Below are 12,751 nucleotides of genomic sequence, written 5' to 3' on the forward strand. Positions count from 1 at the left end.
CGCTGTGCCAGACTGGCATAGCGTTGACTTACTTCCCTCAGCTTTCCCCATTCCGGCCGTGAGCATCCAGACCGACGACTTTGAAATGCCCTCCGGCCCGCGCGTGGTCTCGGCCGCGCCGGTCTCGCCCGGTGAAGAGGCCATCGAACGCGCGCTGCGGCCCAAGCTGCTCGACGAGTACGTGGGCCAGGTCAAGGTGCGCGAGCAGCTGGAGATCTTCATCGGCGCGGCGCGCAAGCGCGAAGAGGCGCTGGACCACGTGCTGCTGTTCGGCCCGCCCGGCCTGGGCAAGACCACGCTCTCGCACATCATCGCGCACGAACTCGGCGTCAACCTGCGCCAGACCAGCGGCCCCGTACTGGAAAAGCCCAAGGACCTGGCCGCGCTGCTGACCAATCTCGAGAAGAACGACGTGCTCTTCATCGACGAAATCCACCGCCTCTCGCCCGTGGTCGAGGAAATCCTCTACCCCGCGCTGGAGGACTACCAGATCGACATCATGATTGGCGAAGGCCCGGCCGCGCGCAGCATCAAGCTCGATTTGCAGCCCTTCACCCTGGTGGGCGCCACCACCCGCGCCGGCATGCTGACCAACCCGCTGCGCGACCGTTTCGGCATCGTGGCGCGGCTGGAGTTCTATTCCGCCGAGGAGCTGGGCCGCATCGTCACGCGCAGCGCCGGCCTGCTCAATGCCCCCATGGACCCCGAGGGCGGCTTCGAGATCGCGCGCCGTTCGCGCGGCACACCGCGCATCGCCAACCGCCTGCTGCGCCGCGTGCGCGACTACGCCGAGGTCAAGGGCACCGGCCGCATCACCGTGGAGATGGCGAACAAGGCGCTGGCCATGCTGGATGTGGACCCGCAGGGTTTCGACCTGATGGACCGCAAGCTGCTGGAGGCTGTCATCCACCGCTTCGACGGCGGCCCCGTGGGCCTGGACAACATCGCCGCCAGCATCGGCGAGGAAGCCGGCACCATCGAGGACGTGATCGAGCCCTACCTGATCCAGCAGGGTTTCCTGCAGCGCACGCCGCGCGGGCGCATCGCCACCCTGGCAGCCTACCGCCACCTGGGCGTGGCACCGCCCAAGACCGACGGCAGCCTCTTCGAGGCCTGACATGCTCAAGTTCCTCAAGCTCTCCGGCAAGGCGCGCTGGATCGTGCTGGCCGTCGTGCTCGTGCTGGCGCTGGCCTGGATGGCGGCGTTGGCCTGGCGCGCGCCGCGTGCCGAGGGGCTGCTCATGGCACCCGGCCCCTTGCTGCGCACCCTGCAGTTCTCGGCCCGCGTGGCCACGCTTTCGCGTGTCGAGGTGGGCAGCACCGTCACCGGCCGGGTGGAGCGGGTGCTGGTGCGCGAAGGCGCGCAGGTGAAGCGCGGCGAAGTGCTGGTGCGCCTGGAGACCGACGAACTCAGGGCCGCCGAGGCCCAGGCCGTAGCGGCCGAGCGCCAGGCCGAGGCCACGCTGCAGGCCGCACGCGCCACCCTGGCCCGTGCCGAGCAGCTGGTCAAGCAGAATTTCTACAGCGCCGCGCAGCTCGACGAAGCAAAGCGTGCGGTCGACGTGGCCGTGGCCCAGCAGGGCGCGGCGCGCGCCGCTGTCACCGCGGCGCGCGCGCGCCTGGAGCAGGCCAGCATCGAGGCGCCGGCCGACGCGCGCGTGCTGGCCCGCATGGTGGAGCCGGGCCAGATCGTGCAGCCGGGTAAGGCCCTGCTGAACCTGGCCCTGGCCGGGCCCACGCAACTCGTGGCCCAGGTGGACGAGCGTTTCCTCGACCAGCTGCAGGTGGGGCAGAGCGCCACCGTGGTGGCCGACGCCTTTGCCAGCCAGCGCTTTGCGGCCAAGGTGCTCAGCATTGCGCCGGTGGTCGACGCGCAGCGTGGTGCCATCGAGGTCAAGTTCACCGTGACGCAAGAGCCTCCGGCTTTCCTGCGCGAGGACATGACCTTGTCGGTGGAAGTGGAGACGGCCCGGCGCGAACAGGCCCTGGCCCTGCCGCTGAGCGTGCTGCGCCAGGCCGGAGCCGACAGCGCCAGCGTCTGGGTGGCCGTGGATGGCGTGGTGCAGGAGCGCCAGCTGCGCCTGGGCCTGCGCACGCTGGCTGCGGTGGAAGTGCTGGAGGGCCTGCGTGTCGGTGATGTGGTGCTGACCGGCACCACCTTGAAGTCCGGCCAGCGCGTCACCGTGCTGGTGGTCCCCTGGTTACCGTCTGGATTGTCCGCCGCACGCGGCGCCGATGGGGCGGGTAGCGCCGGTTCGGCATTGACCAACGCCATGGGGCGCTGAGCCCGGGGACGCATGGTGTCCTGGCTCGGCTTCGAACTCCGCGTCGCCTTGCGCTTCCTGCGCGAGGGTCGCATGCAGACCCTGCTCATCATCGTCGGTGTCGCCGCCGGCGTGGCCGTGGTGGCCTATATCTCGGCGCTCATCTCCGGCCTGCAGGGCAGCACCCTGACCAAGACCCTGGGCGCGCAGGCCCACATCACCCTGCGCTCGCTCGATGACGCGGTGACACCGGCCCGCCTGGCCGACGGCACCCCGGCCCTGACCGAAACGCAGCCGCGTGTGCAGCGCCTGCGCTCGGTGGCCAACTGGCAGGCCCTGCTGCCGCTGCTGGAGCAGATGGAGACCATCGCCGCCGTCTCGCCCATGGTCTCGGGCTCGGGCCTAGCGCTGCGCGGCGAGGCCACGCAGGCCATCGCCCTGATGGGCGTGGAGCTCGATCGTTACGACCGCATCGTCAGCCTGCGCAGCAAGGTCGTCAGCGGCACGGCGCGGCTGGACCCGGGTGAGGCCATCCTCGGGCGCGACCTCGCGGCCGACCTGGGTGTACGCGTGGGCGACCGCGTCACGCTGCAGACCACGGTGGGTGGGCGCAACGTGAGCGACGCCCTGCGCGTGACCGCGCTGGTGGACCTGGGCGTGCGCGACCTCAACCGCCGCACCGTTTTCGTGCCGCTGCGCGCGGCGCAAAGCCTCTTGGGCCTGCCCGGCGGCGCCACCGTGCTGGACATGACGCTCAAGGACGTGTGGACCGCCAGTGAACTCGCCGCAAAGCTGCGCGAACGCTACCCCTACAAGGTCGAGAGCTGGCAGGAGAACAATGCGCAGCTGGTCTCGGCGCTCAACGCGCAATCGGTCAGCACTTCGCTGATCCGCGGCGTGGTGATGATCGTGGTGGTACTGGGCATTGCCAGTGTGCTGGTGGTGTCGGTGGTGCAGAAGCGCCGCGAGATCGGCATCCTGCGCGCCATGGGTGCCACGCGCGGCCAGGTGCTGCGCATCTTCCTGCTGCAGGGCGCGGTGGTCGGCGCCATCGGCTCGGCGCTGGGCATCGTGCTGGCCGTGGCGCTGATCTGGCTGTTCACGCATTTCGTGCGCGGCTCGGACGGCCTGCCCCTGTTCTCCATCACCCTGCCGCTGGCCACTGCGCTGAAAGTGGCGGGCATCGCCCCCCTCTGCGGCGTGCTGGCTGCGATCGCCCCGGCGCGGCGCGCCGCGGCAATGGACCCGGCGCAAGCCATCCGGATATGAGCAACGGCGCCGATCTGCTCATCGAGCTGGACAACGTCCGCAAGAGCTACAACGTGGGCCAGCCCAACGAGACCGAGGTGCTGCACGGCCTGGACCTGAACGTGCGACGCGGCGACTTCATGGCGCTGATCGGGCCCTCGGGTTCGGGCAAGAGCACGCTGCTCAACATCATCGGCCTGCTGGAGCGCATGAGCGCCGGGCGCTACGTGCTGCAGGGCGAGGAAGTGCAGGCGCTGGACGACGGCGGCCTCACGCTGCGCCGGCGCAGCACCCTGGGTTTCGTCTTCCAGTTCCACCACCTGCTGCCGGCCTTCAGCGCGGTGGAGAACGTGACGCTGCCCGTGCTCATGGCCGAAGGGCGGATCAGCAGCAAACACGAGCAGCACGCGCGCGAATTGCTGGCCGCCGTGGGCCTGAGCCGCGCCATGGACAAGCGGCCCTCCGAACTCTCGGGCGGCATGCAGCAGCGTGTGGCGATTGCCCGTGCCCTGGTCATGAACCCGGCCCTGGTGCTGGCCGACGAGCCCACCGGCAACCTGGACACGGCCTCCTCCGACGAGGTCTTTGCCCTGCTGCGCAGCATCCACGCCGAACGCGGCACCTCCTTCATCGTGGTCACCCATGATCCGCGCCTGGCCGCGCGCTGCGACCGCATCGTGGAGCTGGTGGACGGGCGCATCGCACGCGACGAGGTGGTGCCGCACGGATGACATCCTCTGACAACTGAACACATGAACAAGCCGATGATTTTTCGCACCTTGCTGGGCCTGCTGCTTGTCCTGCCGGGCCTGTCCGCCCGGGCCGAACTCAAGCCCGAGTGGGAGCTGGGCATGGGCGTGGCCGCGGTCGACTTCCCGCTCTACCGCGGCGCGACCGAGCGACGCAGCTACCTGCTGCCCGCGCCCTATGTGCAGTACCGCGGCAAGTTCCTGCAGGTGGACCGCGAGCGCGTGCGCGGCCTGCTGTTCCGGCGCGACCGGGTGGAGCTGGACATCAGCGTCAACGGCTCGGTGCCGGTCAGCAGCAAGGACTCCTCGGCGCGACGCGACATGCCCGACCTCGATCCCACGCTGGAGCTCGGCCCTGAACTGAACGTGCACCTCTACTACGACGAGCGCCGCCACACCAACCTGGACCTGCGCCTGCCGATACGCGCGGTGTTCGCCGTCAGCACCCAGCGCTTCGAGCGCCAGGGCTGGCTGGCCCAGCCGCAACTCAACCTGGACCTCAAGAGCGTTGCGCGCAGCGGCTGGAACCTGGGCCTGGTGGCCGGCCTGCTCTACGGCGACCAGGGCTACCACGGTTATTTCTACGACGTGGCCCCGCAGTACGCCACGGCCGTGCGCCCGGCCTACAGCGCGCCCGGCGGTTTTGCCGGCAAGCAGTTCATCGCCGCGCTGAGCCGGCGCCGCGGTGATGTCTGGATGGGGGCTTTCCTCAAGTGGGACGATCTCAGCGGCGCCGGCTTCGCCGACAGCCCGCTGGTGCAAAGCCGTCAGGCCTTTTCCGGCGGCTTCATGGTGGCTTGGGTGTTCGCCAAGTCGGACAAGCTGGTCGAGGTCAACGACGACTGATGGCGGTTGCTGCAGCAAGCATGCCGCGCACGATCAGCACCTGCGCGACGTAATAGGTGGACAGCACCCAGAGTTGCGAGAGCGGCAGCGGTGACACGAACTTGTTGAGTGCCAGCAGCGTGTCGCTGAGCATGAAAAAGCCCGCACCCACGGCAACCCAGACGGCCGGCTTGTCACCCAGCACCGTGGCACGGCCGATGGCCTGCGCTGCCATCAACGCGATCACCAGCACATAGGCCGCCACCGGGCCGCGCAGGCCGGCGGGCAGGCCGCCGGTCCACAGCACCATGTACATGACCGCACCGAAACCCAGGGGAATGAACAGCGCCGGCCGGCTCGGGAACCAGGCCTGGCCGCGTTTGAACAGCGCGATATAGGCCAGGTGGGCGCAGAGGAAACTCACCAGGCCGGGGATGAAATAACCCGGCACCATCAGGAAAACATCGCCCGCCAGCGAGCCGACCAGGGCCAGCAGCAGGAGGCTGGCGCCGCGCAGGCCGGTGGGTGAGCGGCGCGTCACATGTGCTACCAAAACAATAGCAAGCAGCATGGTCAAGGGCTTGAAGATGCGGTGCAGTTCCAGCAGGCCAGTGGCCGCGCAGGCAGTGGACAGGGCCGCGGCCTCGATGAACAGCACCTCGGTCATGGTGAGCCGTCCCTGCAGCACGGCGCCGGTGCACCAGAGCACGGTGCTCAAGGCGGCCAGCCAGACCACGGACTCAACCAGCGGCAATGTGTCCGCAAACCAGAGGAACACCAACACGCCGCCCAGCAGGGCCAGGAAGTGCAGGCCGCCGAACCACAACACGGCGCGGCTGGCCGGCGGGTCGTAACGCTTCAGGTTTTCGATCTGGAAAGCGGGTTTGGGAAAACGCTGTGCCACATCGGCCGGGCGCCAGCCCGGCGGCTTGAACCAGACCCGCAGCTTGTCGCTCCAGGAGCGGGCGTGCCAGCTGTCCTTGAGCAGAGCCCAGTAGACCTCGCCATTGGCCCACAGCGGGTCCCAGCTGTCGAGCGGGCTGCGCGTGCCGTAGACGCAATGCTCGTCCTCTTCCTTGAAGCTGCCGAACAGCCGGTCCCAGACGATGAGGATGCCGCCGTAGTTGCGGTCGAGGTAGCGGTCGTTGACGGCGTGGTGCACGCGGTGGTTGGACGGGCTGCAGAACCAGCGGTCGAACCAGCCCAGCTTGCCCACGTGCTCGGTGTGCACCCAGAACTGGTAGAGCAGGTCGATCAGCGCCACGATGCCGAAGACCAGCGGCGGCACGCCGGCCAATGCCATGGGCAGGTAGAAGACCCAGCCCAGCAGCGCGCCGCTGGAGGTCTGGCGCAGCGCGGTGGAAAGGTTGTAGTCCTGGCTCTGGTGGTGCACCACGTGCGCGGCCCAGAACACCGCCACCTCGTGCCCCGCGCGGTGCAGCCAGTAGTAGCAGAAGTCGTAGAACACGAGCGCGAGGACCCAGCCGTACCAGCTCATCCAGAAAGCATCGTTGTGCCAGAGTGCCACCCAGCCGTAGACCGCGGTGTAGATGCCCACCCGCAGCAGGCGGGTGAGCACGGCGCTGATCTGGCTCAGCATGCCCAGGCCGATGCTGTTGACGGCGTCGTTGAGGCGGTAGGTGTTGCGACCCTTGACCACGCCCCAGGCGTATTCAATCGCGATCAGCAGCAGGAAGACTGGGGTGGCGAGGACGATGATCTGGCTGGGGCTCATGCCGCCATTCTGATCAGGTTCTGTCCTGGCCGACCCTCGCAAGAACCCTGATGCCGAGGCTTATTTGGCGCCTGCCGCCAGCAGCATCTTTTCCATGGCGCCATAACCGCGTGCGCGCGCCAGCGCCAACGGCGTCTGTCCCATGCGGTCCTTGAGCTGCAGGTTGGCGCCAGCGTCGATCAAGGCCTTGAGCGTGGCCTGGTGGCGCGCACCGCCGTCCCCCAATACGATGGATTCGATCACGGCCGTCCAGTGCAGGTTGTTCACATGGTCCAGCGGGGCGCCGGCGGCGATCAGCTGGCGCACCACGCCGTCGTGGCCCAGGTGGGCGGCAGCTATCAGGGCCGTGCCGTCGTAGCGGCTGGTGGTCTGGCCGGCCTTGGCGCCGAGCTGCAGCAGCAGTCGTAACGTTTCTTCATCGTCCGCGACGGAGGCGATGGTGACGGCGTCGTAGCGGTCGTTCTCCAGCAGGTTGAGGTCGGCGCCGGCTTGGGCCAGCGCCTGGATGGCACCACGCTGGCGCGCATAGGTAGCCACGTGCAGGGGCGTGCGGCCATAGGGGTCGCGCGCGTTGAGCTTGGCCTTGTCCGCGGCGCTGATGAGCTGCTGCAGTCGCGGCAGGTCACCTGCCCAGGCGGCGGCATGCAGGCCGGTGTAGGCCGCGGCTTCGGCCGGTGAGGGTGGCACCTGGGCCTGCGCCGGCAGGCTGGCGACAGTCGCCAGGCCTGCCAGGGCCAGCAGGGAGATACCGAGTGTGCGACGGATAGTCATAAGAAATCTCCTCTGCTGTGCTTGTTGCTTACTTCAGCTGATCCTGCACCTTGGCGATGGCGGCCACGGCACATTGTTCGTCCAGATGGCCGCCGGGCGCACCGCCCACGCCCACGGCGCCGATGACTTCGTTGCCCACCTTCACGGGCACACCACCGCCGAGCAGCAGGTAACCGGGAATGTGGACCAGGTTGGCCGCGGCCGGGTTCTTCTGCGCGCCTTCCATCATGGCCAGGGTGGTGTTCTTGGCCGAGGCCGAGGTGTAGGCCTTCAGGCGGCTGGCTTCCAGGGTGTGGGGGCCGGCGTTGTCAGCGCGTTGCACGGCGCGCACGGTGCCGGCGCGGTCCACCACGGTGGCGGCGACGTTGTAGCCGGCGGCGGTGCAGGCGGCCACGGTGGCGCTGGCGATCTGGTTGGCCAGTTCCAGGGACATGTTCTTTTCGGTGCGCACGGATTGCGCGCTGGCGAGGCCGGCAACGAGGCTCAGGACGAGGACCGAGGACTTGGTGAGGGTGGACATGTGCAGTGCTCCTGTGAAGGTTTTGGGGTCTGGTCCGGCGCCCGCCGAACCATGGATGCACTGTAGGAAAACAAGGCGCGCGCCGCCATGCGGTCGGCTACGCGCGGGGCTCCGTAGAACTACGGAGAGGCTTCGACCAGGGCCGCGTAGGCGCGGATCAGCTGGGCCAGGGATTCGGCCTGCAGCTTGGCGAAGAGGTGGGCGCGGTGGGTTTCGACCGTGCGCGGTGACAGGTCCAGCGCGCGACCGATCTCCTTGTTGGTCAGGCCCGCGACGATGAGCCCGAGCACCTCGCGTTCACGCTCGGACAGCTGGGCATAACGCTCGCGCGCCAGGCGGTCGGCCTGGTGCCGCTCGCGCGACTTCACATGCTGGCGCACGGCCTGCTGCAGGGCTTCGAGCAGCTGCTCGTCGTTGACCGGTTTTTCCAGGAACTCGGCTGCGCCGGCCTTGAAGGCGCGGCGGCACATCTCCACCGTGCCGTGGCCCGTGAGCATGAGGATGGGTTGGTCCACGCCCTGGGCAATCAGCGTGTCCAGCAGACTCAGGCCGCTGATGCCGGGCATGCGCACGTCCAGCACGATGGCGCCTATGCCCTGGCGGTCGAACTCGGCGAGGAAAGCATTGGGCCGGTCCCAGGTCTGCACACGCAGGCCCACGGTGGAAATCAGCAGGGCCAGGCTGTCACGCACAGCTGCGTCGTCGTCGATCAGGTGGATCAGCGGGGACTGGGGTGCGTTCATGCGTGGGCCAGGGGCAAATGCAGGCAAAAGCGCGTGCCGCGCGGGGGGACTGCGCTCACGCTGAGCCTGCCGGCCATGCCGCTGGCCAGGCTCTCGCACAGGCTGAGCCCCAGGCCCAGGCCGTCCTTGCGTGTGGTGTAGAAGGGCTCGAAGATGTGCGGCAGCACCTCGGGGGCGATGCCCGGCCCGCTGTCGGCTACGGCGAGTTCACCCTGGCCGTCCTGCGGCTGCAGGCTCAGCGTGAGGCGGCGTTCGCCGACCGGAACCTGCTCCAGGGCCTGCAAGGCGTTCATCAGCAGGTTGTGCACGATCTGCTCCAGCGCGACCGGTTCGGCGAGTACCTGTACGTTGGCGTGCGACTGCACTTCGGGTGTGACCCCACGGCGCTGGCATTCGGGCTCCAGCAGGTAAAGCGCGCGGTGCACCGCCTCGTTCAGGCTCAGCGCCTGCACGTGTGCGCCGGGGTCGGGGCGTTCCACGCTGCGGCGCAGCCGGCCCAGCACCTCGGCCGCGCGGCGGGCCTGGGCGCTGGCCTGTTCCATGGCGCCACGGGCCGTGGCCAGTTCGGGCGGGTCTTCGGCCAGCAGGCGTTGCGCGGCCTGCGTGTTGGCCAGCACGGCCGTGAGCGGCTGGTTCAGTTCATGGGCCATGCCGGCGGCGAGTTCACCCAAGGTGTTGAGCCGGGCCACCTGGCCCAGGCGCAGCAGGGCCTGGCTGCGTTGCTGTTCGGCGCGCTGCTGCAGGAACTGGCGCAGCAGGGCCAGCACCGCGGCCACGGCCAGGGTCCACAGCAGCATGCGGGCCCAGGGCAGCTCGGCCCAGCCCACACGCTGCTGCGCCACGACTTCAAAAGGCTGGCTCTCGGCGGCCAGCTGCTTGCGGAATTCGAAGAACCAGCCCGAGGTCTTGTCAATGTTGACACCTGGCTGCAGCACCATCTGCTGCCCGCCATGTTCGAGTGCCACGCGCACGGGGCTGCGTTCACGTTCCATGGGCCAGTCGTTCCAGGGCGCGAGCGCGCGCAGGTCCAGGGTCAGCACAAAGCTGCTGGGCGTGGCGGCCATCAGCAGCTGGTACTGGCCGGTTGCGAAGTCCACCGCGCCGAGCGCCGGACGTTTGAGCCGGCGTGACTCGGCTTCGGTGTTGACGAGCTTCGCATCGGCCCAGGCCTGCCCCGGGTTGCGACGCTGCACCGAGAGGATCTGCGGATACAGCGCCGGCAGGCGCTGCTCCGGCGTACCGGCACGGGGGCCGTCGGCGGGGGGCTGCAGGAGGGCCAGCGTGTCCATGATGGCGTCGTGCTGCACCACGCGCTGGCTCAGCAGGCGGTGCACGATGCGGGCGTTGGTCTCGAAGGCCTCGAACTGGCGGGTCAGCTCCAGACGCGCCAGGACCACGGCGCCGGTGGCAGCGAGCACTGCGCCGCCCAGGAGCCAGAGGAGTCGATGACGCAGGGCGGTGGCGGGCATGGTGAGACCTTGTGCCCGGGGTCAGTCCAGCGCGCCGCGGGCGTCGACCCGGATCAGTTCGGCCACGCTGCCGGCCTGCAGGCCACCCCGCACGCCGATCATCCAGTTGTGCAGATTGACCGTGGGGTCGCAGTGGCCGGGGATCAGCCACAGGGTGCTGCCCAGGGCCGGCAGCGGTGCCGCACCGGTGGCGCGCAGCGTGGTGTGCTCGTCGCTGCAGCCCGTGGCTTCCAGCGCTTCACCGTGCACACGCGGCAGGCCCGATTCGATGGCGTGGCTCTTGTGGCCCGCGTCCACCACCACATGGCCGGCGCTGGCGCTCATGACCTGGCTCTTGACGAAAAGCGCATGCTCGAATTGCGGCTGTGCCAGGTCGGCCTCATTGCGCGCGTAGTCGGCATCCATGAAGAGGTAGGAGCCGGCCTGCAGTTCGCCGAAGACGCCACTGGTGGCTTCCAGGCCGAAGGTGCCGCTGCCGGCGCCCGTGACCAAGGGCAAGCTCAAGCTCAAGCCAGCGGCCTCGACGATGCGGCGTGCTTCCTGCACACGAGCGATCACCTCGTCCAGTGCGGCGCGGCGTTCGGTCACCGTGCGCAGGTGCTGGGCACGGCCGTTGTAGGCCTGCAGGCCGGCCAGGCGCAGGGACGGATGGCCGGCGATGGCTTGTGCGAGCGGCAGCACGTCGGCCGGTTCGGCCACGCCGCAGCGTTTCTGCCCGACATCGAGTTCCACAAATACGTCGATCAGGTTCTCGCCGGGCCCCATGGCCTGCGCCAGCTGCTCGACGCCCAGCAGGCTGTCCACCGCGATCGCCAGGCGGCCGCCGCGCGCCTGCAGGCTGCGGGCCAATGCCGCCACGCGCTGCAGCTTCGGGAAAGCGATGACCTCGTTGCTGATGTAAAGGTTGTGCACGCCTGCCGCGGCCAGGGCCTCGGCTTCGGAGGTCTTCTGCACGCACAGGCCCACGGCACCGGCCTGCATCTGGCGCAGGCTCAGCGCCGCGCTCTTGTGCATCTTGGCGTGCGGGCGCAGCTTCACGCCATGGGCCTGGGCGTAATCGGCCATCTTCTGCAGATTGCGCTCCATGGCGTCGAGGTCCACCACCAGGGCGGGGGTGTCGATCGTTGCCACGCTCTGGCCCAGCAAAGCGGCCAGATGGGGCGGGGCGGTGTCAGGTGCTGATTTCATCGAGCGAGTTGTCTTCCAGATGCGAGGTGTCGGCCCAGCCCACCAGGGACAGGCCCTCGGGCGTCCAGAGCAGGCGGTTGACGGCGGTGTTGCCGAGTTGCCAGGTGCGCGGGGCCTGCAGGTCCTGGCCGGTGGCGGCGCGGTAGAGCTGGTCCATCACGCCGCCGTGGGCTACCAGCACGATTTGCTGGCCTGGGTGGCGCGCTGCCAGTTCGCGCAGGGCGTGCGTGACGCGCTCGCGCACCTGCAGCAGCGATTCGCCGCCAGCGGGTGCCCAGTGCGGTGTGCGTTGGCGCCAGTGTTCGGATTCTTCGGGCCAGGTCTGTTCGATCTCGACGTAGGTCTTGCCTTCGAAGATGCCGAAGCCGCGCTCGCGCAGGCCGGTGTGGGTAGCCAGCGGCGCACCGGTGGCCGTGGCGATGGCGTTGGCGGTCTCGTGGGCGCGCTGCAGGTCGCTGCTGTAGACGGCGTGGATGGTGTCGCGCGCGGCCAGGGCGCGCGCCAGGCGCTGTGCCTGCCAGCGGCCGGTGTCGTTGAGCGGGATGTCCAGGTGACCCTGGATGCGCGTGTCGACGTTCCAGGCGGTTTCGCCGTGGCGGATCGCGAGGATGCGGGTGGTCTTATCCATTCAACGCGGTATTTCCACTTTCACGCGGCGCGAACCGGCCGGCGGGTGGGGGAAATCCTTCAGGGCGGCGGCCAGCACCGCGCGCAGGATGTTGTAGCGGTCGTTCCAGGGGCCCTCGTGCTGGGCGCTGGTCTCGTAGATCACCTGGTTGCTGCCCAGGTCACGCAGCAGCAGGGTGGCTTCGTGGCGGTACTGGCTGGGCGGCGGGAAACGCATGCCCATGCCCACCATATTGCCCATGCCTATGCCGATGTTGCCACTGCCGATCATGATGGAGCCGCCCACGCGCGGCCCGTTGTAGGGACGGCCCCAGTCGTCGACCACATAGGTTTCCATGCGGGTCGTGATCTGCACGCTGTAGCGCGCGGCCGCGTCGTCGCGCACCAGGCCCACTTCGGCCAGCTCGGCTTCGGCGATGGCCTCCACCGAATCGGTCTCGACGGGGTCGGTCTGCGAGGGCAGGCGTTCGAAGCGGTAGCGTGCCCCGGCCTCGATCGGCCGCTCGGTGGTGGCCACCGCCGTCGAGCGCACCTGCGATTCGACCAGGCGCAAACCCGAGCAGCCGCCGAGCAGCAGCGCCAGGGTGAAGAGGGCCAGCAGGCGTTTCATTT

At 68.9% G+C, this 12,751-nt stretch carries 13 protein-coding genes; 5 read left to right on the forward strand and 8 right to left on the reverse strand.

Features of this window, described 5'->3' with window-relative positions:
* Positions 1-58: 58 nt before the first annotated feature.
* Genes ruvB through AO057_RS06005 form a run of 5 tightly spaced genes read left to right on the forward strand, consistent with a single transcriptional unit; the run spans position 59 to position 5,107 of the window.
* The gene (gene ruvB, locus AO057_RS05985; protein WP_057674766.1) at positions 59-1,117 is read left to right on the forward strand and encodes a Holliday junction branch migration DNA helicase RuvB; all 1,059 of its coding nucleotides are present in this window, start codon (positions 59-61) and stop codon (positions 1,115-1,117) included.
* A gap of 1 nt (position 1,118) precedes the next feature.
* A complete protein-coding gene (locus AO057_RS05990) occupies positions 1,119-2,285 on the forward strand; it encodes an efflux RND transporter periplasmic adaptor subunit (protein WP_057674767.1) in 1,167 nt (388 codons plus the stop codon).
* 12 nt (positions 2,286-2,297) lie between these two features.
* Positions 2,298-3,533 (forward strand): ABC transporter permease, encoded by a 1,236-nt coding sequence (locus AO057_RS05995; protein ID WP_057674768.1) that lies wholly within the window; start codon positions 2,298-2,300, stop codon positions 3,531-3,533.
* A complete protein-coding gene (locus tag AO057_RS06000) occupies positions 3,530-4,243 on the forward strand; it encodes an ABC transporter ATP-binding protein (protein ID WP_057674769.1) in 714 nt (237 codons plus the stop codon). Before AO057_RS05995 ends, AO057_RS06000 begins: the two co-directional genes overlap by 4 nt.
* A 21-nt stretch (positions 4,244-4,264) precedes the next feature.
* The gene (locus AO057_RS06005; RefSeq protein WP_156404477.1) at positions 4,265-5,107 is read left to right on the forward strand and encodes a MipA/OmpV family protein; all 843 of its coding nucleotides are present in this window, start codon (positions 4,265-4,267) and stop codon (positions 5,105-5,107) included.
* Here AO057_RS06005 and AO057_RS06010 read toward each other — a convergent pair.
* The 8 genes from AO057_RS06010 to AO057_RS06045 all read right to left on the reverse strand — a co-directional run bounded on the left by AO057_RS06010 (position 5,094) and on the right by AO057_RS06045 (position 12,749).
* Entirely contained in the window at positions 5,094-6,821 is a 1,728-nt protein-coding gene (locus AO057_RS06010) for a lysoplasmalogenase family protein (RefSeq protein WP_057674771.1), read from the reverse strand. The genes AO057_RS06005 and AO057_RS06010 overlap by 14 nt on opposite strands.
* A 60-nt stretch (positions 6,822-6,881) precedes the next feature.
* Complete coding sequence (locus AO057_RS06015; protein WP_057674772.1) at positions 6,882-7,592, reverse strand: ankyrin repeat domain-containing protein; 711 nt, start codon at positions 7,590-7,592, stop codon at positions 6,882-6,884.
* 28 nt (positions 7,593-7,620) lie between these two features.
* Positions 7,621-8,112: a GlcG/HbpS family heme-binding protein gene (locus AO057_RS06020; RefSeq protein WP_057674773.1), complete on the reverse strand. Its 492-nt coding sequence runs from the start codon at positions 8,110-8,112 to the stop codon at positions 7,621-7,623.
* A gap of 119 nt (positions 8,113-8,231) precedes the next feature.
* Entirely contained in the window at positions 8,232-8,855 is a 624-nt protein-coding gene (locus AO057_RS06025; protein ID WP_057674774.1) for a response regulator transcription factor, read from the reverse strand.
* Complete coding sequence (locus AO057_RS06030; RefSeq protein WP_057674775.1) at positions 8,852-10,324, reverse strand: sensor histidine kinase; 1,473 nt, start codon at positions 10,322-10,324, stop codon at positions 8,852-8,854. Before AO057_RS06030 ends, AO057_RS06025 begins: the two co-directional genes overlap by 4 nt.
* A 21-nt stretch (positions 10,325-10,345) precedes the next feature.
* A complete protein-coding gene (locus AO057_RS06035; RefSeq protein ID WP_057674776.1) occupies positions 10,346-11,512 on the reverse strand; it encodes a DSD1 family PLP-dependent enzyme in 1,167 nt (388 codons plus the stop codon).
* Entirely contained in the window at positions 11,496-12,140 is a 645-nt protein-coding gene (locus AO057_RS06040) for a histidine phosphatase family protein (protein ID WP_057674777.1), read from the reverse strand. The genes AO057_RS06035 and AO057_RS06040 overlap by 17 nt, the downstream gene beginning before the upstream one ends.
* The gene (locus AO057_RS06045; protein WP_057674778.1) at positions 12,141-12,749 is read right to left on the reverse strand and encodes a DUF4136 domain-containing protein; all 609 of its coding nucleotides are present in this window, start codon (positions 12,747-12,749) and stop codon (positions 12,141-12,143) included.
* Positions 12,750-12,751: the final 2 nt, after the last annotated feature.

This window comes from Curvibacter sp. PAE-UM (assembly GCF_001432305.1).
Classification (GTDB): domain Bacteria; phylum Pseudomonadota; class Gammaproteobacteria; order Burkholderiales; family Burkholderiaceae_C; genus Hylemonella.

Bases quoted from the DNA above. Each gene is read 5' to 3' on its own strand.
- AO057_RS05990 (WP_057674767.1), top strand. From the start codon at position 1,119: ATGCTCAAGTTCCTCAAGCTCTCCGGCAAGGCGCGCTGGATCGTGCTG.
- AO057_RS06045 (WP_057674778.1), bottom strand. From the start codon at position 12,749: ATGAAACGCCTGCTGGCCCTCTTCACCCTGGCGCTGCTGCTCGGCGGC.
- AO057_RS06000 (WP_057674769.1), top strand. From the start codon at position 3,530: ATGAGCAACGGCGCCGATCTGCTCATCGAGCTGGACAACGTCCGCAAG.
- AO057_RS06010 (WP_057674771.1), bottom strand. From the start codon at position 6,821: ATGAGCCCCAGCCAGATCATCGTCCTCGCCACCCCAGTCTTCCTGCTG.
- AO057_RS06030 (WP_057674775.1), bottom strand. From the start codon at position 10,324: ATGCCCGCCACCGCCCTGCGTCATCGACTCCTCTGGCTCCTGGGCGGC.
- AO057_RS05995 (WP_057674768.1), top strand. From the start codon at position 2,298: ATGGTGTCCTGGCTCGGCTTCGAACTCCGCGTCGCCTTGCGCTTCCTG.
- AO057_RS06020 (WP_057674773.1), bottom strand. From the start codon at position 8,112: ATGTCCACCCTCACCAAGTCCTCGGTCCTCGTCCTGAGCCTCGTTGCC.
- AO057_RS06040 (WP_057674777.1), bottom strand. From the start codon at position 12,140: ATGGATAAGACCACCCGCATCCTCGCGATCCGCCACGGCGAAACCGCC.
- AO057_RS06025 (WP_057674774.1), bottom strand. From the start codon at position 8,855: ATGAACGCACCCCAGTCCCCGCTGATCCACCTGATCGACGACGACGCA.
- AO057_RS06035 (WP_057674776.1), bottom strand. From the start codon at position 11,512: ATGAAATCAGCACCTGACACCGCCCCGCCCCATCTGGCCGCTTTGCTG.
- AO057_RS06015 (WP_057674772.1), bottom strand. From the start codon at position 7,592: ATGACTATCCGTCGCACACTCGGTATCTCCCTGCTGGCCCTGGCAGGC.
- AO057_RS06005 (WP_156404477.1), top strand. From the start codon at position 4,265: ATGAACAAGCCGATGATTTTTCGCACCTTGCTGGGCCTGCTGCTTGTC.